This window comes from Microtetraspora malaysiensis, from assembly GCF_001528665.1.
Classification (GTDB): Bacteria; Actinomycetota; Actinomycetes; order Streptosporangiales; family Streptosporangiaceae; genus Microtetraspora_A; species Microtetraspora_A malaysiensis.
On the sequence record NZ_BBYJ01000012.1, the window covers coordinates 134570 to 152057 of the forward strand.

Genomic DNA, 17488 nt, shown 5'->3' on the forward strand with positions numbered 1-17488 from the left:
TAAAGTCCCCAAACATGATCGCTTTTCTCGGACTGGGGCGCATGGGCGCCCTCATGGCCCGGCGGCTCGTGGACGCCGGGCACCAGGTGACCGTATGGAACCGCACGCGTAAGGAGATCTCGGGGGCGGCGGTGGCGGCGACCCCCGCGGAGGCCGTCGCGGGCGCCGAGCTCGTCATCACGATGCTGGCCGACCCGGACGCGGTGGACGCCGTCGTGCGCGCCGCGCTGCCCGGCCTGCGCCCGGACGCCGTGGTCGTGGAGATGTCGACGATCGGCCCGGACGCCGTCGCGCGGCTCCGGGAGACGCTGCCCCCGGGAGCGGGACTGGTGGACGCGCCGGTGCTCGGCAGCGTGGAGCCCGCGAAGGCCGGGAAACTGACCGTCCTGGCCGGTGGTTCACCCGAGGATCTGGCGCGCTGCCGCGATGTGCTCGCCGTCTTCGGGACGGTGCGCGAGGTGGGCGGCCCCAGATCGGGCGCCGCGCTGAAGTTGGCCGTCATGAGCGCGCTCGTCCCCGCCCAGGTGATGCTGGCCGAGAACCTCGCGTACGCGGAGCGGATGGGCGTCGCCCCCGCGACCTTCCTCGACGTCCTCGCGGGCACCCCGCTCGGCGCGCTCGCCGACCGGCTCGCGGCCGCCGCGACGGAGCGGGGCCCCGTCGAGACCCGGTACGCGCTCGGCCTGGCGGCGAAGGACCTGCGACTCGCGACCGGCGGCGCGGGGGCGGCTCAGACGGTGACGGCGGCCGCGCGGGACCTGCTCTCGGCGGCCGAGGCGGCGGGCCTGGGCGCCCAGGACCTCACCGCCGTCGTCCGCTGGGCCGCCGCCGCGGCCGCCCCCGGCGACGCCGCGACCGGCGAGCGCGCCCGGGGCGGGAAAGCCGCCGTGCGGATCAACCCCTCGACGGTCCCGCCGACCAACGGGTTCTACTCCCACGCGGTGCGCTTCGGAGACCTGCTGTTCGTCTCCGGACAGGTCGCGGCGGACGAGCACGGCCACGTCCTCGGCGAGGACGACATGGCCCGGCAGACGGAGCACATCTTCGAGAACCTGCGCCTGATCCTGGCGGACCAGGGAAGCTCGTTCGACGACGTGATCCACGTCAAGTCGTTCGTCACCGACATGGAGCGGCTGGCCGACTACGGGAACGTCCGCGCGCGCTACCTCACCGGGAAGCCGCCGTCGAGCACCACCGTCGAGGTCTCCCGCCTCTTCCTGCCCGGTGCGCTGCTGGAGGTCGAGGTGATCGCGGCGATCCGCTGACCCGCCGCTCCGCGTACGGCCGTGCCGGTCAGCCCAGCCGTGCCGGTCAGCCCAGCGAACCCGTCACCGACTCCGCGGCGGCGACGACGGCTCCCTCGGCGACGAGCCGTACGACCGCTTCGATCTCCGGCGCGAGGAAGCGGTCCGCCCCGGGGCCCGCGACCGACTCCCTGATCAGCGCGGTCACCGCCCCCGTCGCGGGGGCCGGGGCGTGCGGCGCGCGCAGGTCGATGGCGCGGGCGGCGGTGAGCAGTTCGACGGCGAGCACCCGGGTCAGACCGTCGACCGCTCGGCGCAGCTTGCGCCCGGCCGACCAGCCCATCGAGACGTGGTCCTCCTGCATCGCCGAGCTCGGGATCGAGTCGACGCTGGCGGGGTTGGCCAGGCGCTTCAGCTCCGACACGATGGCGGCCTGCGTGTACTGGGCGATCATGTGCCCCGAGTCAACGCCCGGGTCGTCCGCCAGGAAGGCGGGCAGCCCGTGGCTGCGGGCCACGTCGAGCATCCGGTCGGTACGCCGCTCGGCGATCGACGCGACATCGGCCACCGCGATCGCCAGGAAGTCCAGCACGTACGCCACGGGGGCGCCGTGGAAGTTGCCGTTGGACTCGACCCGGCCGTCGGCCAGCACCACCGGGTTGTCGATCGCGCTGGCCAGCTCGCGCCCGGCGACCGTGGTGGCGTGCGCGACGGTGTCCCGGGCGGCGCCGGCGACCTGGGGCGCGCAGCGCAGCGAGTAGGCGTCCTGCACCCGGGTGCACGAGCCGTCCCGGTGCGAGGCCATGATCCCCGACCCGTCCAGCAGCGCGCGCATGTTGGCCGCCGCGGCCGCCTGGCCCGGGTGGGGGCGCAGCGCCTGGAGCGCGGCGTCGAAGACCCGGTCGGTGCCGAGCAGCGCCTCGACGCTCATCGCCGCGCTGATGTCGGCCGTTCTGAGCAGCCGCTCCAGGTCGCGGATGGCGAGCACGAGCATGCCGAGCATCCCGTCGGTGCCGTTGATGAGCGCGAGGCCCTCCTTGGCCGCCAGCTCGACCGGCTCGATGCCGTACTCCTTGAGCGCCTCGTCGGCGGGGCGGACCCGGCCCTCGCGGTCGCGGACGACGCCCTCCCCCATGATGGTCAGCGCGACGTGGGAGAGCGGCGCGAGGTCGCCGGAGCAGCCGAGGCTGCCGTACTCGTGGACCACGGGCGTGATCCCGGCGTTGAGGAGGCTCTCCAGGACCCGCGCGGTCGTGGGCCGCACGCCGGTGTGACCGGTGGCGAGGGTGTGCAGGCGCAGGAACATCATGGCCCGGGTGACCTCGGTCTCCACCTCGGGTCCCGAGCCGGCGGCGTGCGAGCGGACCAGGCTCCGCTGGAGCTGGGCGCGCAGCGACGGGTCGATGTGCCGGGTGGCGAGGGCGCCGAACCCGGTGGAGACGCCGTAGGCGGGGGTCTCGCTCTCCGCCAGCTCCTCGATCCGGCCCCGTGACGCGGCCATCTCCGCGATCGTGTCGTCCGTGAGCCGTACGGGCGCGCCGTACCTGGCCACGTTGATCACGTCATCGAAGGCCGGCGGCTCCGGCCTGATCTCCACGACCTCGTTGTCGCGCATGGTCTCACTCTTCCCGCACGTCGTAACTAGCGTCTGCAATGTTAGCTGCTTACATCCCCCGGGTCTCCCGCTTGATTTGGGGAGTCGGCGCGGATTCGCTAGAGTTCTCTGCGTGAGGCCGCCTCCGAGAAGGCGGGAAATCACGCGGAAGTGGCTCAGTGGTAGAGCATCACCTTGCCAAGGTGAGGGTCGCGGGTTCGAATCCCGTCTTCCGCTCGGAGCTTTACGTGGTGGAGTGGCCGAGAGGCGAGGCAGCGGCCTGCAAAGCCGCGTACACGGGTTCAAATCCCGTCTCCACCTCTGGCCCCAAGCCAAGGACGATTAGCTCAGCGGGAGAGCGCTTCCCTGACACGGAAGAGGTCACTGGTTCAATCCCAGTATCGTCCACTCGTGAAAACCCCAGGCCCCACGGCCTGGGGTTTTCTGTTTCCGGACCCGCCGTCGCGTCGGAGACGGGCCACCCCTGACCGCAGGCCGGGCTCACAGGCCGCCGCCCGGGCCGCCGTCACTCGTCCGGGCAGAGTCCGGCGAGGCGGGCGATCCGCAGGCCGGCGTGCAGGTCGAGCCGTACCGCGCCGTCGGAGATGTCGCAGCCGGTGACCTCCCGGATCCGGTCGAGCCGGTAGTACAGCGTGCTGCGGTGGATGTTCAGCCGGCGTGCGGTCCGCTGGATCTCACCGCCGCTGTCCAGGTAGCTCTGCAGGGTCGAGACGAGTTCGGCCTTGTGCGGGGAGGTCAACAGCCGCCGCACCCCGGCGGGCAGGTGGCCGGGCGTCAGCCGGTCGAGCGGCAGTTGCAGGAGGAGGCGGTCCAGACCCAGGTCCTCCCAGAGGACCCGCCTGCCGTAACGCCGCGGATCCGCGCGTGAGGCGCGGCAGGCGATCTGCGCCTCGCGGTAGGACTCCACCGCCTCGGTCAGCGACCGCTTGACGCCGCCCACCCCGGCCGTCACGTGTTCCAGGCCGGGCGAGGCGAGGACGCGGTCCAGCCTGGCCGGGTTGACCGGGCGGGGGAACAGCACAATCCCCTCCACGCCGAGGACCGCGCCGACGATCTTGACGGTCGTCGAGCGGGAGGTGAACTCCAGCGTCGCCTCGACCGCCAGCCGGGTGACGGACCGCGGACACGTCTCCGGCGCCCGATGCACCAGCACCGAGTAGTGCTCGACGTCCTCGATCAGCCCTTCCCGCAGCAGGGACTCCGCGGCCCGCCCGCGCTCGTCCGGCGCGTCGCTCAGCAGGGCGGACAGCAGGGATCTCGCGTGCTCCACGCTGCGGCGCAGGTCCGACAGCCGCAACGCGAGGAGCATGCCGATCTCCGGACCGGCGGCCGCCAGAGCGCGCATGGCGTCGGCCGGCGTCTCCCCGCCGGGCCGGTCGTCCACGCAGTAGACGTAGCCGAGGAGGTGCTGCTCGTGACGCAGCGGCATGACGACGCTGGCGTCGCGCCGCGCATCGGCCGGTATGTACACAGGGTGCGCGACGGTACGCAGCCGGTGCTCCCTGACCAGGGCCTCGGTCAGCGGCGCCGCCGATCCGGCCAGCAGCCGGGCCAGCCGGGCGCGGCGCGCGTCGGTGTCGTGGATGCTGTAGGCCGCGACCTTCAGGTCGAGGTCCAGCACGACCAGCGGGGCGCCCAAGCGATCAGCCAGATCCTGGAGGGTGTCATCAAGGCTCATCGGGTTGGTCCTCTCCTTCGACACTTCGTCGGATCACGTCCGGCAGGCGGCGACAGAACGTCCGAAGCGCGTCCGCCTGCCACCCGGCTACGGTGAGTCAACACCGCACAAGCCGACAACGCGTGGTGTGAAGGTGACCGAAAGCCGCTGCCGTCCATGCCGGGACGCGGCGGCCGGGTCGCCGGGGAAAGGCTCCCTGATCTCCGAGTCCGAATCGGTGGTCAATCACCCGGGGCCTGGACGAATGCTGGCACAGCGCGGGGCATGATTGCCAGCCGCCTGGGGCGGCGACCGGCGGAACGCCGGCCGAGCAGTCCGACACGTGAGGAAAGGGACCCAATACTCGTGACCCAGGTAATCGAACGTACTGTCGAGACAGACGGCTATTCCACGTTCCTTCTGGATAGTGGTGCGGAAAATTCCGAAACTGTGATCCTGCTGCACGGCGGCGGCCCGGGCGCGAACGCCTCGTCGAACTGGCGTGACTTCATCCCGCTGCTCTCCGGCGACTACCGGGTCCTGGCACCCGACCTGGTCGGCTACGGCCGTACCGACCACCCGCAGGACATGCCGCCCACCCTCATCGGCTGGCTGCGGCTGCGGGTGAACCAGGTGCTGGCCCTGATGGACGGGCTGGGCATCGAGCGCGCGCACCTGGTCGGCAACTCGATGGGCGGCGCCCTGGCGATGCACCTGGTCATGGCGGCGCCGGACCGGTTCGCCCGGATCTCCCTGATGGGCAGCGCGGGGGGAAGCGCGCACCCGACGCCCGAGGTCATGCGGATGGTCTCCTTCTACAAGGACCCGACGATCAGCGCTCTGGAGAACCTCACCAGGTGGTTCGTCCACGACGAGAGCGCGCTGAGCGAGTCGATCTCGTCGATCGTCGAGCAGCGTTACCAGGAGGTCATGCGCCCGGAGGTCCGCCGGTCCTACGAGCGGTTCTTCTCCGCGGTCTCGACCCCGGCGGAGGCGGCCGTGCCCCCGTCCGCGCTGCGCCGGATGCCGCACCCGTTCCTGCTCGTGCACGGCCGGGAGGACCGGTTCGTCACGCCCGACTCCAGCGTGTACCTCCAGCAGCACCTGCCCAACGCGGAGCTGCACGTCTTCCCGCACTGCGGGCACTGGGTGCAGATCGAGCGCGCCCACGACTACGCGGCCCTGCTCCGTCACTTCCTCGCCGACGCGAACTGACGACCGGCCACCACCAGCCAGGTAGGAGACACATGGACATCAAGCAGCTCGGCTACCTCGGCCTCCACGCCCGGGAGCCGGAGGCGTTCGCCACCTATGCCACGGACATCCTCGGCATGCAGCGGGTCGCGGGAGAGGACGGCGCCACGCACTTCCGCATCGACGACCGGCACCACCGCGTCACCGTCGAGGCGGCCGACCGCGACGGCGGCGCCTACTACGGGTGGGAACTCGCCGACGCCGACGCGCTGCGCGCCGCGATGGACGAGCTGAGCGACCACGGCGTCCGGGCCCGCTCGGCCACGCAGCGCGAGCTGGAGGCCCGGCGCGTCGAGGGCATGGCGCACTTCCTCGACCCGGCGGGCAACCGGGTGGAGCTGTACCACGGCCAGGCGGGGGGCGACGGGGAGTTCACCTCCGCCCGCGACGTCGAGCGGTTCATCACCGGCGACCTCGGCCTCGGGCACGTCGTCCTGGCCAGCCCGGACGTCGCCGCACAGCAGGCGTTCTACACCGACGTGCTCGGCTTCAAGATCAGCGACACGATGCGGGCGCCGTTCCGGGCCACGTTCCTGCACACCAATCCGCGGCACCACAGCATCGCCTTCGTGGACGGCCCGTTCTTCGGCATCGACCACCCCTTCCTGCACCACTTCATGCTCGAGGTCCCCGACATGGAGCAGGTCGGCCGCACGTACGACCTGGTACAGGACCGCGACGTGCCGGTCACCATGACGCTCGGCCAGCACACCAACGACAAGATGTTCTCCTTCTACGCCGAGTCCCCGGTCGGCGTGCACACCGAGTTCGGCTGCGGCGGCGTGCTGATCGACGACGCCACCTGGCAGGTCACCGAGATCCCCGGGCCCGACATCTGGGGCCACCGGCACTGACCTTGCGGCGCCGCCCCGGGAACGGACCGGCCCCGCCCCCGGGGCACGCCGTACGACCGGGCCGGCGCGACACCCCACACCTAGGAGTCACTGGCAGATGGACACCCCCACCCCCGTCCTGGAGACCGAAGTCCTCATCGTCGGCGCCGGGCCCGCCGGCGCCACCGCCGCGGCGCTGCTCGCGACGTACGGCGTCCGGAACGTGATGCTCAACAAGTACGCCGGGGTCTCGAACACGCCCCGCGCGCACATCACCAACCAGCGTGGCGTCGAGGTGCTGCGCGACCTCGGCGTCGAGGACCAGGTGATCAAGCAGGCGACGCCGCAGCACCTGATGGGCGAGCACGTCTACGCGACCAGCCTGGCCGGCAACGAGCTGGGCCGGCTGCGCACCTGGTACACCCACCCGCACTTCAAGGCCGAGCACGACCTCGCCAGCCCCTCCTCGGTGTGCGACCTGCCGCAGCACATCCTGGAGCCGATCCTGGTGGACGCCGCGTCCTCGCGTGGCTCCTCGGTGCGGTTCAACACCGAACTGGTGACGTTCACCCAGGACGAGGACGGCGTGACCGCTCTGGTCCGCGACCGGCTGACCGGCCAGGAGTACGGCATCCGCAGCAAGTACATGATCGGCGCGGACGGCGGAAGATCCGTCGTCGCTGAGAAGCTCGGCCTGCCGCTGGTCGGCGAGATGGGCACCGGCGGCTCGATCAACGTGGTGTTCGAGGCGGACCTCACCCGGTTCGTGGAACACCGGCCGGGCGACATGTACTGGCTGGTGCAGCCCGGGGTCGGCCATGACGGCAACGGCATCGGCGTCCTGCGCATGGTCCGCCCGTGGACGCGGTGGGTCGGCGTGTGGGGCTACGACGAGTCGCAGGGCACGCCCACGTTCACCGAGGAGGACGGTATCCGGGTCGCGCACCAGCTCATCGGCGACGACACCGTCCCGGTGAAGGTGCTGTCGATCTCCACCTGGGCCGTCAACGACGTGTACGCGACGGACAACATGCGGGGCCGGGTCATCTGCGTGGGTGACGCCGTGCACCGGCACTCGCCCATGAACGGCCTCGGCTCCAACACCTCCATGCAGGACAGCTACAACCTGTGCTGGAAGCTGGCGCTGGTCCTCCGTGGCCAGGCCGCGCCCTCGCTGATCGAGACCTACCGCGACGAGCGGGCGCCCGTCGCCAAGCAGATCGTGCAGCGGGCCACCCGCAGCGCGCACCTCATGCCGCCGATCTTCGCCGCGCTCGAACTGCCGCCCGCGCCGGACGAGAACACGATGCGTGAGGCGATCGACCGGCTGTCCGAGCCGACGGCGGAGGCGGGCCGGCGCCGCCGCACGTTCGACGACGCGCTGCACGCCACGATCATGTGCTTCAACACGCACGGGGTCGAGACCAACCAGCACTACACGTCCGCCGCCGTCGTCCCGGACGGCACGCCCGAGGTGCCCGCGCCGCGTGACGAGGAGGTCTACTACTTCCGGACCACCCGCCCGGGACGGCACCTGCCGCACGTGTGGGTGACCCGCGACCAGCGCCGGGTGTCCACCTTCGATCTGTGCGGCAGGGGCGAGTTCACCCTGCTGACCGGGATCGGCGGCGCGGCCTGGCGCACGGCCGCCGAAGCCGTCGCGGCGCGCTTCGGCCTGCCGATCCGGGTGCACAGCATCGGCAGGGGCTGCGACTACGAGGACAGCTACGGCGACTACCGGGCCGCTTCCGAGGTCGGCGAGGACGGCGTCCTGCTGGTCCGCCCCGACCACATGGTGGGCTGGCGGGCCGCCTCCCTGCCGTCGGACCCCGAGGCCGCGTTGCGCACGGCCGTCGCGAAGATCCTCGGCCGCGAGACCCGCGACGACATGGCCGGGGAGGGCTGATCGCGATGCGGGTCGCAGTGGCGGGCGGCGGGCCGGGCGGGCTGTTCCTGGCCGCGCTGATCAGGCAGGCGGACCCCACGGCCGAGGTCACCGTGTTCGAGCGCAACCGGGCCGACGACACCTTCGGCTTCGGCGTCGTCTTCTCCGACCGCACCCTGGAGGGGATCCACCTGGCCGACCCGGTGCTGCGCCGGGCGCTGGTCGAGCACGGGCGGCACTGGGACGAGATCGAGGTACGGCTGAAGGGCGAGCGGATCCGCTGCGGCGGCAACGGCATGGCCGCCGTCGCCCGGCGCACCCTGCTCCTGCTGCTCCAGGATCGCGCCCGCGACATGGGAGCCACGCTGCGGTTCTCCACCGAGGTGACCCTGGACGACCTGACCGGTTACGACCTCGTCGTGGCCGCGGACGGCGCCGGGTCCAGGATCCGCGACGCCCTCGGTCCCGGCCTGGGCGTGGAGGTGGAGACGGCCGGCGCCAAGTTCATCTGGTTCGGCACCGACCACCTCTTCGACGGGCTCACGTTCATCCACGAGAGCGGTCCGCACGGCGTGTTCGCGGTGCACGGCTACCCGATCTCCGACACGGTCTCGACGTTCATCGTCGAGACCGACGAGGCGTCGTGGCGGCGGGCCGGGCTCGACGCGTTCGACGTGACCCAGCCGCCCGGGCCGAGCGACACCCGGTCCAAGGAGTACCTGGAGCGGCTCTTCGCCGACCACATCGGCGGCGGGCGGCTGCTGACGAACAACTCCCGGTGGGCGAACTTCCGCACCCGCCGTACCCGCCGGTGGCACACCCTGAGCCCGGTCCCGGTCGCTCTGCTCGGCGACACCGCGCACACCGCGCACTTCTCCGTGGGGTCCGGCACCAAGATGGCGATGGAGGACGCCGTCGCCCTCGCCGGGGCGCTGGCCGCGCACCCCGGTGACCTGCCCGCCGCCCTGGCCGCCTACGAGCGGACCGCCCAGCCGCCGGTGCGGCACATCCAGGACTCCGCGCGGCCCAGCCTGGCCTGGTGGGAGAACTTCGGCGGCTACCACGAGGCGTTCGAGCCGTGGCAGTTCGCCTACCACTTCCTGACCCGCAGCATCACCGACGCCCGGCTGGCCCGCCGCGCTCCGGACTACGTCGCCGGCGCGCACCACAGGTGGCGCGAGGAGCACGGCGCGCGGCCGATCGACACCCCGTTCCGCACGCCCCGCTGGTCCGCGCCCGGCCGCCTCGTAGACGTCGTGACCGGACCGGACGGCCTGCCCGCCGCGGTACGGGGCACCGGCGACCTGCCCCTGTCCGGACGGCCGGTCCCTGGGACGTGGGGTGCGCTGCTGGCCGCGCCGGACACCGAGGCGGCCTTGCCGGCGTCGTTCGACCGGCTCGCCCGGCTGACCGGGCCGAGCGGGCCGGACGCCCCCGTGCTGGTCGCCGTACACGGGGGCACCCCGCTGACCCGCACCCTGCTCTGCGAGCGGGCCAGGCTACGGGAGCGGCTGCCCGCCCTGGCGGTCGAGCCGGACCACGACCTCGATCGGGCGCTGACCATGGTGCTGTCCGGCCGCGCCGACCTGGTGGGAGTGCCCCGATGACCGCGCGGAGCCTGACCCCGATGTTCGAGCCGCGCGGCGTCGCCGTCGTCGGCGCGTCCCGCGACCCGGCAAAGCTCGGCGCGGTCATGGCGCGGTCGCTGTCGGCGTTCGCCGAGGCAGGCGGCCACCTGGCGCTCGTCAACGCCCGCGACGACACCATGCACCCGTCGATCCGCGCGGCGGCGCAGGCCGGGCCGGTGGACCTCGCGGTGATCTGCGTCCCGGCCGCGGCCTGCCCCGGTGTGCTCGCCGAGTCCGCAGCCGCGGGCGTGCGGGCCGCCGTCGTCTGCGGCGGCGGGTTCGCCGAGGCGGGCGGGCCGGGCGTGGCGTACCAGCGCGCGCTGCGCGAGGTCGTCCGCGACACCGGCATCCGGCTGCTCGGCCCGAATACCAGCGGCTTCCTGGCCCCGGCCGCCGGGGTGACCGCCAGCTTCGTCCCCGGCGTCGCCCGGGTACGACCCGGCTCCGTGGCCGTCGTCGCGGCGAGCGGCGGCGTCAACCACGCCCTGGCGTTCGCGCTGACCGAGGCCGGGTACGGCGTCAGGCTCGCGGTCGGGCTCGGCAACGGCGCGGACGTGACCGCCCCCGACGTGCTGGACCACCTGGCCGAGGACCCGGGCACGGCGGCGGTGGCGCTGCACGTCGAGTCGGTGACGGACGGCCCCCGGCTGGTCGAGAGCGTGCGCCGGCTCGCCGCGCGCCGCCCGGTCGTCGCGCTTGTCGTCGGCCGCCACGACGTCGGTGCGTTCGCCGCCTCGCACACCGGGGCGCTGGCCACCTCCTGGCGGACTACCAGGGCCGCGCTCGCCCAGGCGGGAGCCGTGCTCGTCGGCGACGAGCGTGAGCTGGTCGACGCGGTCGGCGCGCTGTCGGTGACCCGGATGCCGCCGTGCGCCGGACCAGGCGTCGGCCTGGTCACCGCCCAGGCGGGCCCCGGGCTGCTGCTCCTGGACGACCTGCGTGGCCGCGGAGCACGTGTGCCGGAGCTGACCCCCGGCACCCGGCGGACCCTTTCCGGACTGCTGCCGCCGCTGACCTACCAGCTCAACCCGGTGGACACCGGCCGCCCCGGCCCCGAACTGGGGGCCGTCCTCGCCGCCGTCGGCGCCGACCCGGGCGTCTCGGTGATCGCCGGATACGTCCTGCACGAACCGGACGCGGTGGACGTCGTCGCCGCCGCCCGGCAGGGCCGTACCGCCGGGGTCCCCATGGTGCTCGGCCTCGGCGGGACGGGAGAGGAGGTCGCCCGCGACCGGGCGGCGCTGCGGGACGCCGGGATCGCCGTGGCCGCCGACCCCCGAGGCGTGGCCGCCGCCACCGCCGCGCTGCTGGCCGACGCCCGCGCCAGAGGGGCGGCCCACGTGCCTTCCGTACCCGCCGTACCCGTCGGGGTGCCGGGTGACGTCACCGGCGCGTACGACGAGCACGAGGCCAAGAACCTGCTCGGCCGCCTCGGCGTGACGACCATGCCGCGCCGCGCCTGCGCCGACCGGGCCACCGCGCACGCCGCGCTCGCCGAACTGGGCGGGCCGGTGGCGGTCAAACTGCTCGACGCCACCGTCCTGCACAAGACCGAGATCGGCGGGGTCCACCTCGGCGTCGTGACCGGCGACGACCTCGACGCGGCGCTCGATCGGCTCGACGCGGCCGGGGCCCGCCGCTACCTGGTCGAGTCGATGGCACCCGCCGGGGTCGACCTGGTCGTCGGCGCCCGCCGCGACCCGGTCTTCGGGCCCGTCGTCCTGGCCGGGCTGGGCGGCACCGTCGCGGAGGCGCTGGCCGACGTCACCGTCAGGCTCGCCCCGCTGACCCGGGAGGAGGCCGCCGCGATGCCCGCGGAACTCGCCGGGCACGCCCTGCTCACCGGCTGGCGCGGCGGCCCGGTTCTCGACTTCGCGGAACTGGGCCGGATCGTCGCCGCGCTCGGTGACCTGCTCGCCGCCGATCCCCTCCTCGACGAGATCGAGATCAACCCTCTGCGGCTCGGCCGGGACGGCCTGGTCGCGCTCGACGCCGTCATCCTCACCAGGAAGGCCGACGATGCCCACCCCGATCAATGAGCACACCGTGTCCTGGCCCGCGCCGTACGCCGAGCGCTACGTCGCGGCGGGCCACTGGGCCGGGGTCCCGATCGGCACCCTGCTCCGCGCGGTGGCCGACCGCGTCCCGGACGCCCCCGCCCTCGTCGATCCGGTGGCCCGCGGCGGAGCCGGGCTCCGGCTCACCCACGCGGAACTCGCCGAACGGGCCGACGCCGCCGCCGTACGGCTGCTGCGCCTCGGCATCGCCAGGGGCGACCGGATCGTCGTGCAACTGGGCAACTCCTGGGAGTTCGTCGTGCTCACCCTGGCCTGCCTGCGCGCCGGGATCGTGCCGGTCATGGCCCTGCCCGCGCACCGCAGGGCCGAGCTGACCCACCTGGCCGTCCACGCCGAGGCGGTCGCCGTCGCCGTGCCCGACCGGATGCGCGACTTCGATCACCAGCGCCTCGGCCACGACATCGCCGCCGAGGTACGCGCGGCCACCGGCGCGGACTGGCACGTCCTGGTCGCCGGGGACGACGTCGCGCCCGACGGCGTGGACCTGCGCGCACTGTGCGGCCCGGCCACCGAGGCGGCGGCCGACCGGGCCCGGCTCGACGCCGCAGCCCCCGCGGCCGGGGACGTGGCGGTGTTCCTGCTCTCCGGCGGCACGACCGGGCTGCCCAAACTCATCGCGCGCACCCACGACGACTACGCCTACAACGCGCGGGCCAGCGCCGAGGTCGCCGCGGTCGGGCCCGACACGATCTACCTGGTGAGCCTGCCCGCCGGGCACAACTTCCCGCTGGCCTGCCCGGGGATCCTGGGCACACTGCTGGCCGGCGGCCGGGTGGTAACTCTGCCGTCCCCGGAGCCAGGCCGCGCCTTCGCCATCGTCGAGGCCGAGGGCGTCACGCACACCGCCGTCGTTCCCGCCGTCGCCGGGCGGTGGCTGGAGCACGCCGCTGAACACGGCGCACGACGGCTCGCCACGCTGCGGGTCCTCCAGGTCGGCGGCGCCCGGCTGTCCGACGAGCTGGCGTACCGGGTGCGGCCGGGGCTCGGGGCCGCGCTTCAGCAGGTCTTCGGGATGGCCGAAGGGCTGCTGAACTTCACCCGCCTCGACGACCCGGAGGACGTCGTGTGCACCACCCAGGGCAGGCCGATCTCCCCGGACGACGAGGTGCGCATCGTGGACGAACTGGATCGGGACCTGCCCGAGGGGGAACCCGGCCTGCTGCTCACCCGGGGCCCGTACACCCCGCGCGGCTACTACCGGGCCGCGGAGCAGAACGCCCGTGCGTTCAGCGCCGACGGCTGGTACCGCTCCGGCGACATCTGCCGCCGTACGCCGGAGGGCAACCTGGTGGTCGAGGGCCGCGACAAGGACATGATCAACCGGGGCGGGGAGAAGATCTCCGCCGAGGAGGTGGAGAACCTCGTCTACCGGCTCCCCTCCGTGAGCCAGGTCGCCGCGGTGGCCATGCCGGACCCCGTCCTCGGCGAACGGGTGTGCCTCTACGTGGTGCCGAGGCCCGGCGAGACGGTCGCGCTCGAACAGGTCCGCGCGCTGATGGAACAGGTGGGCGTGGCCCGTTTCAAACTCCCCGAGCGCCTCGTGCTCGTCGGCGAACTGGCCCTGACCAAGGTCGGGAAGATCGACAAGAAGTCGCTGCGGGCGGACATCGCCGGGCGGATCGCCGCGGAGGCGGCCACGCCATGAACATGAGGCCGTACGGACCGCGGGGCTGACGTCGAAGGCCGCCCGCCGCCCCGATGGGCGCATCCCCCTTGCTCCGGCCACAACCTGTTCGCGGCGGTGATCCGCTGTCACGCGTGGGCGACGGTGAGCATGTGGCCGGCCACGCCGAGCAGAGTGGGTTCGCCCTCAGAGCGCCGGGCCACGTCGAGGAGCATGCCGCGGCGCTCCGGGTCGTCCAGCCACTCGTTGATGTCGGCGTACAGGCTGAACACACCTTCGAGGGCGTATCGCCGGGCCTCCGGGAGGCCCGCGTCGGCGAACTCGCCGAGGATCTCGTCCGGGTCGTGGAAGTAGGCGGTGGTGAAGCCGATCCGCTCGTTCCCCCGGAGCAGCCCGTGGCGGGCGGAGTCGTCCACCACGGGCCGGACGCTCTCCTCGGCGTAACGGCCCGACCTGATCATGTCGTGCACGGCGGCCCACCTGCTGATCGTGGCCGCCGCGACCACGCCGCCGGGCCGGACGACCCGGCGGGCCTCGGCCAGGGCGCGTACCCGGTCGGCCCGGTCGGACAGGTGGTACAGCGGGCCGAGCAGCAGGACCGCGTCGGCCGAGCCGCCGGCGTCCTCCAGGGCCCGCGCGTCCCCCACCCGGGCGACGACGCCGGGCAGCCGGGCCGCCTGATCCACGTGCGCGGGCACCGGGTCGACCACCTCGACCCGGTAGCCGTCGGCGGCGAGCCACTCCGCGTGCACGCCGCCGGCCCCGCCCACGTCCAGGACGCGGGCCGGGGCAGGCGGCAGCACACGGCGCAGCACGTCCCGCGTGCGCCAGAGCTCCAGCCGCCCCCGGCCGGAGCGCAGCCGCTCGTTCTCTCTTCCCCGCAGGTAGTAGTCCATGATCTCGGGCGCGAACTCCGGCGACTCGGTCATGCCGTGAGGATGCCGCCCGCCCGGACCGGGATCAACCCGGTTTTCCCGGTACGGAGCGACTCGCCGCACCCGTGAAAACGCTGAGGTAGCGTCCGGACATGTCCCTCGATCCACATCCCACCCTGTACGGCACGGCGGTGACCTTACGCCCCGCCACGGAGGCCGACATCCCGGCGCTCGCCGCCATTCGGGCCACTCCCGAGGTGTACCGGTGGTGGCGGGGCGAGGAGGACCTGGCGGCGGAGGTGGCCCGCGACCTGAGCGCTCCGGACACCGCCGTCCTCGCGATCGTGTACGACGGCCGCGTGGCCGGCCAGATCCAGTGGGGAGCGGAGGAGGAGCCCGACTACCGCCACGCGAGCATCGACGTCTTCCTCGATCCGGCGGTGCACGGCCGGGGCATCGGCGCCGACGCGATACGCACGCTGGCCCGGCATCTGATCGGCGACCGGGGCCACCATCGGCTGACGATCGACCCGGCCGCGGACAACTCGGCCGCCATCCGGTGTTACGAGAAGGTGGGCTTCCGCCCGGTCGGCGTCATGCGGCGGTACGAGCGCGGCCCGGACGGCACCTGGCACGACGGCCTCCTCATGGACCTGCTGGCCGAGGAGCTGACCGGCTGACGGGTCCGCCCGGAGCGCCGGAAGGCGGATCTCCGCCTGCCGGGACGGTGGTTCAACCGGCGCTGTTGAGCCCGGTCGGTTCGGCCACGTCGCGCGCGGGAGTGCCCTCGTCCCTGCCGGTCGTCCGCTCGGTGAGGGCCTCGAGTTCGGCGACCGCTCGGTCGGTGGCCGTCTCGGCGGCGATCTCGCCGGCCAGCCGCCGCGATTCGCGCTGGTAGGACGGGTCGTGGAGGACGCGGTCGACCGCGCGGGCGATCGTGCGCGGTGCGGCGCCCTTGCCGACGGTGACCCCGGCGCCGGCGAGTTCGACGCGCCGCGCCACCTCGCTCTGGTCGCGTCCCAACGGCACGCAGACGAGGGGAACACCCGCGGCCAGGGACTTGACGACCGTGCCGTGGCCGGCGTGCGTGATCGTCACCGCGGCGTGGCGCAGCGCCAGGCTGTGCGGCGCCGCCGCGGTGACGAGGACATTGCCGGGCGCCCGGATCGTCGCCGGGGCCACGGCCGGGCCGGTCGTCAGCAGCCCACGCACCGGCAGCGTGCCGAGGGCTTCGGCGATGCGCTCGAGCACCACGCGCTGGTTCATGAACGTCGAGCTCAGGCTGACCAGCACCAGCGGTGCCTCACCCGTTGGCAGCTCCAGCTCCCCGACCCAGGCGGGGTCGTCGAGCCGTGGGCCGACGTGGCGCACGTAGTCGGGGAAGCGCCGGCTGGGGTAGTCGAGCGCACGGGGGGACAGCACGAGACACCGATCGACGCGGCAGAACGCGTCGACGACCGAGTCCAGCGGCGCCAGGCCGTTGGCGACGCGGGCGGCGTTGAGCGCCGGCAGCCCCTTCGCCCACGGCTTCATGATCAGCCCCATCAGGATCCGGTCGCGGAGGTGCCCCAGCATGCCGGTGGCGGGCGCGAATCCCGGACCGAACGGCGGTGCTCCCGGGGTGGGCATCGGATAGACGGTCGTCGCGAGCGAGGCCACGGGGATCCCGGCGGCTTCGCCGGCGGTGAGCGTGCCGAGGAGCGAGGAGTCGGCGACCAGCACGTCGGCCGGATGAGCACGCAACTCGGCCAGGGTGTCCCGGGCGTAGTCGGCCGCGGGTCCGCACACGATGCGGTCCCGCAGCCGCGCGAACGCGCCCAACGGCGTACGGGCCTCGAAGTCCTTGAGGACCTCCTTGGCCGGGTCGGCGGTGTCGCCCTGGGGCGCCGTCGTCCAGGCGACCGGCTCCGCGCCGGCGGCGGCGACCTCGTCGTGCAGCGACCTGTCGGCCAGCACCCGGACGCCGTGGCCGCGTTCGCGCAGCGCGCGGGCGACCGAAAGCGTGGGCGGCACGGCTCCGCCGCCGGACCAGGTGGCGAACAGGAAGTTCTTACTCATAGTTCCTCTTTCGCGGATCGATCGAGGTCAGCAAGTCGCACATGGCACGTTCGGCGTCCTCGCGCGACAGCCCGAGGTCGCGCCGCCACAATTTCCAGAGGTAGACGTCCGTGGCGGCGTAGTGCAGGGTCAGCGCGTGCTCGCGTGCGGGGCCCCGGGCCGGGAGGCGGTCGGCGAAGACCCGCTCCAACCACGCCCGATGCTGGCCGCGCGCGTGGGCGGCCGCGCGGGCGAACGCCGGGACACGATCGATCTGCGCGATCCAGAGCGCGTTGGCGTCGCCGTGGCCTTCGTAGTCCTCGAAGAGCACGGCCACGATCGCCGGTACATCACCGGTCGGCGACTGACGGGCGACCTCCGTTTGGGACGCCAGCCAGTCGGCGATGGCGTCGGCGAGCCCGTCCTTGCTGTCGAAGTGGTTGACGATGGTCTGCACCGACACACCGGCCTCGTCGGCGATGTGCTGCAGCGTGACGTCGTCGTACCACCGCCGCGCCCATAGCGCGACCGCGGCTTCGAGGATTCGCGCGCGCGTGGCCTCCATGGCCGCGGCACGGGCACCCATACGGTACGAGCGCTTGGCCTCACTTTCCATGGAGTCATATCTATATTCAATTGGTCAACCAGTCAAATAAAACCTGGGGTGTTCACCCGCATGCCGACCGGAACAGTGGCGCCGCCGCAAGAGATCGAGTGAGGAGGCGGCAGCCGGAGGCGAGCTCGTCGCGTTGTGATCA

The 17488-nt window shown here is 73.2% G+C and carries 13 protein-coding genes and 3 tRNA genes; 11 read left to right on the forward strand and 5 right to left on the reverse strand.

Annotation, left to right across the window (positions count from 1 at the left end; all coding sequences use genetic code 11):
* Positions 1-14: 14 nt before the first annotated feature.
* A complete protein-coding gene (locus AWQ71_RS16950; protein WP_084258966.1) occupies positions 15-1265 on the forward strand; it encodes an NAD(P)-binding domain-containing protein in 1251 nt (416 codons plus the stop codon).
* A gap of 46 nt (positions 1266-1311) precedes the next feature.
* Here AWQ71_RS16950 and hutH read toward each other — a convergent pair whose 3' ends face one another.
* Complete coding sequence (gene hutH / locus AWQ71_RS16955) at positions 1312-2859, reverse strand: histidine ammonia-lyase (RefSeq protein ID WP_067134195.1); 1548 nt, start codon at positions 2857-2859, stop codon at positions 1312-1314.
* Between the two features lie 144 nt (positions 2860-3003).
* Here hutH and AWQ71_RS16960 point away from each other — a divergent pair.
* The 3 genes from AWQ71_RS16960 to AWQ71_RS16970 all read left to right on the forward strand — a co-directional run bounded on the left by AWQ71_RS16960 (position 3004) and on the right by AWQ71_RS16970 (position 3246).
* Positions 3004-3075, forward strand: a tRNA-Gly gene (locus AWQ71_RS16960).
* Between the two features lie 13 nt (positions 3076-3088).
* Positions 3089-3159 (forward strand) — tRNA-Cys (locus tag AWQ71_RS16965).
* Positions 3160-3174: 15 nt separating this feature from the next.
* Positions 3175-3246, forward strand: a tRNA-Val gene (locus AWQ71_RS16970).
* A gap of 118 nt (positions 3247-3364) precedes the next feature.
* Here AWQ71_RS16970 and AWQ71_RS16975 read toward each other — a convergent pair.
* Complete coding sequence (locus AWQ71_RS16975) at positions 3365-4537, reverse strand: PucR family transcriptional regulator (protein ID WP_067134197.1); 1173 nt, start codon at positions 4535-4537, stop codon at positions 3365-3367.
* A gap of 429 nt (positions 4538-4966) precedes the next feature.
* On the opposite strand from AWQ71_RS16975, the gene AWQ71_RS16980 reads away from it, so the two are divergent.
* The 6 genes from AWQ71_RS16980 (at position 4967) to AWQ71_RS17005 (ending at position 13839) form a co-directional block, all read left to right on the forward strand.
* Positions 4967-5731: an alpha/beta fold hydrolase gene (locus AWQ71_RS16980; protein ID WP_218001818.1), complete on the forward strand. Its 765-nt coding sequence runs from the start codon at positions 4967-4969 to the stop codon at positions 5729-5731.
* 32 nt (positions 5732-5763) lie between these two features.
* Positions 5764-6624 (forward strand): VOC family protein, encoded by an 861-nt coding sequence (locus tag AWQ71_RS16985; RefSeq protein WP_067134203.1) that lies wholly within the window; start codon positions 5764-5766, stop codon positions 6622-6624.
* A 97-nt stretch (positions 6625-6721) separates the two neighbouring features.
* Positions 6722-8509, forward strand: a complete 1788-nt coding sequence (locus tag AWQ71_RS16990) for an FAD-dependent oxidoreductase (protein ID WP_067134205.1) — start codon at positions 6722-6724, stop codon at positions 8507-8509.
* A 5-nt stretch (positions 8510-8514) separates the two neighbouring features.
* Positions 8515-10095 carry an FAD-dependent monooxygenase gene (locus tag AWQ71_RS16995; RefSeq protein ID WP_067134208.1) on the forward strand — a complete coding sequence of 527 codons (1581 nt, stop codon included), beginning with the start codon at positions 8515-8517 and terminating at the stop codon, positions 10093-10095.
* Positions 10092-12155, forward strand: a complete 2064-nt coding sequence (locus AWQ71_RS17000) for an acetate--CoA ligase family protein (protein WP_067134211.1) — start codon at positions 10092-10094, stop codon at positions 12153-12155. Before AWQ71_RS16995 ends, AWQ71_RS17000 begins: the two co-directional genes overlap by 4 nt.
* Positions 12136-13839: a (2,3-dihydroxybenzoyl)adenylate synthase gene (locus AWQ71_RS17005; RefSeq protein WP_067134214.1), complete on the forward strand. Its 1704-nt coding sequence runs from the start codon at positions 12136-12138 to the stop codon at positions 13837-13839. Before AWQ71_RS17000 ends, AWQ71_RS17005 begins: the two co-directional genes overlap by 20 nt.
* Before the next feature lie 107 nt (positions 13840-13946).
* Here the strand turns inward: AWQ71_RS17005 and AWQ71_RS17010 are convergent, their stop codons facing one another.
* The gene (locus AWQ71_RS17010) at positions 13947-14747 is read right to left on the reverse strand and encodes a class I SAM-dependent methyltransferase (protein ID WP_067134217.1); all 801 of its coding nucleotides are present in this window, start codon (positions 14745-14747) and stop codon (positions 13947-13949) included.
* 98 nt (positions 14748-14845) lie between these two features.
* Between AWQ71_RS17010 and AWQ71_RS17015 the strand changes: the two genes are divergently transcribed.
* On the forward strand, positions 14846-15373 hold the full coding sequence (locus AWQ71_RS17015; protein WP_067134220.1) for a GNAT family N-acetyltransferase: 528 nt from the start codon (positions 14846-14848) through the stop codon (positions 15371-15373).
* A gap of 52 nt (positions 15374-15425) precedes the next feature.
* Here the strand turns inward: AWQ71_RS17015 and AWQ71_RS17020 are convergent, their stop codons facing one another.
* Together AWQ71_RS17020 and AWQ71_RS17025 are read right to left on the reverse strand one after the other, a co-directional pair.
* The gene (locus AWQ71_RS17020) at positions 15426-16751 is read right to left on the reverse strand and encodes a glycosyltransferase (protein ID WP_067134222.1); all 1326 of its coding nucleotides are present in this window, start codon (positions 16749-16751) and stop codon (positions 15426-15428) included.
* Positions 16744-17346, reverse strand: a complete 603-nt coding sequence (locus tag AWQ71_RS17025) for a TetR/AcrR family transcriptional regulator (RefSeq protein WP_084258968.1) — start codon at positions 17344-17346, stop codon at positions 16744-16746. Before AWQ71_RS17025 ends, AWQ71_RS17020 begins: the two co-directional genes overlap by 8 nt.
* Positions 17347-17488 lie beyond the last annotated feature (142 nt).

What these genes read in the sequence shown, in the direction of transcription:
- AWQ71_RS16950 (WP_084258966.1), top strand. Translation starts at nt 15, where the DNA reads ATGATCGCTTTTCTCGGACTGGGGCGCATGGGCGCCCTCATGGCCCGG.
- hutH (WP_067134195.1), bottom strand. Translation starts at nt 2,859, where the DNA reads ATGCGCGACAACGAGGTCGTGGAGATCAGGCCGGAGCCGCCGGCCTTC.
- AWQ71_RS16975 (WP_067134197.1), bottom strand. Translation starts at nt 4,537, where the DNA reads ATGAGCCTTGATGACACCCTCCAGGATCTGGCTGATCGCTTGGGCGCC.
- AWQ71_RS16985 (WP_067134203.1), top strand. Translation starts at nt 5,764, where the DNA reads ATGGACATCAAGCAGCTCGGCTACCTCGGCCTCCACGCCCGGGAGCCG.
- AWQ71_RS16990 (WP_067134205.1), top strand. Translation starts at nt 6,722, where the DNA reads ATGGACACCCCCACCCCCGTCCTGGAGACCGAAGTCCTCATCGTCGGC.
- AWQ71_RS16995 (WP_067134208.1), top strand. Translation starts at nt 8,515, where the DNA reads ATGCGGGTCGCAGTGGCGGGCGGCGGGCCGGGCGGGCTGTTCCTGGCC.
- AWQ71_RS17000 (WP_067134211.1), top strand. Translation starts at nt 10,092, where the DNA reads ATGACCGCGCGGAGCCTGACCCCGATGTTCGAGCCGCGCGGCGTCGCC.
- AWQ71_RS17005 (WP_067134214.1), top strand. Translation starts at nt 12,136, where the DNA reads ATGCCCACCCCGATCAATGAGCACACCGTGTCCTGGCCCGCGCCGTAC.
- AWQ71_RS17010 (WP_067134217.1), bottom strand. Translation starts at nt 14,747, where the DNA reads ATGACCGAGTCGCCGGAGTTCGCGCCCGAGATCATGGACTACTACCTG.
- AWQ71_RS17015 (WP_067134220.1), top strand. Translation starts at nt 14,846, where the DNA reads ATGTCCCTCGATCCACATCCCACCCTGTACGGCACGGCGGTGACCTTA.
- AWQ71_RS17020 (WP_067134222.1), bottom strand. Translation starts at nt 16,751, where the DNA reads ATGAGTAAGAACTTCCTGTTCGCCACCTGGTCCGGCGGCGGAGCCGTG.
- AWQ71_RS17025 (WP_084258968.1), bottom strand. Translation starts at nt 17,346, where the DNA reads ATGGAAAGTGAGGCCAAGCGCTCGTACCGTATGGGTGCCCGTGCCGCG.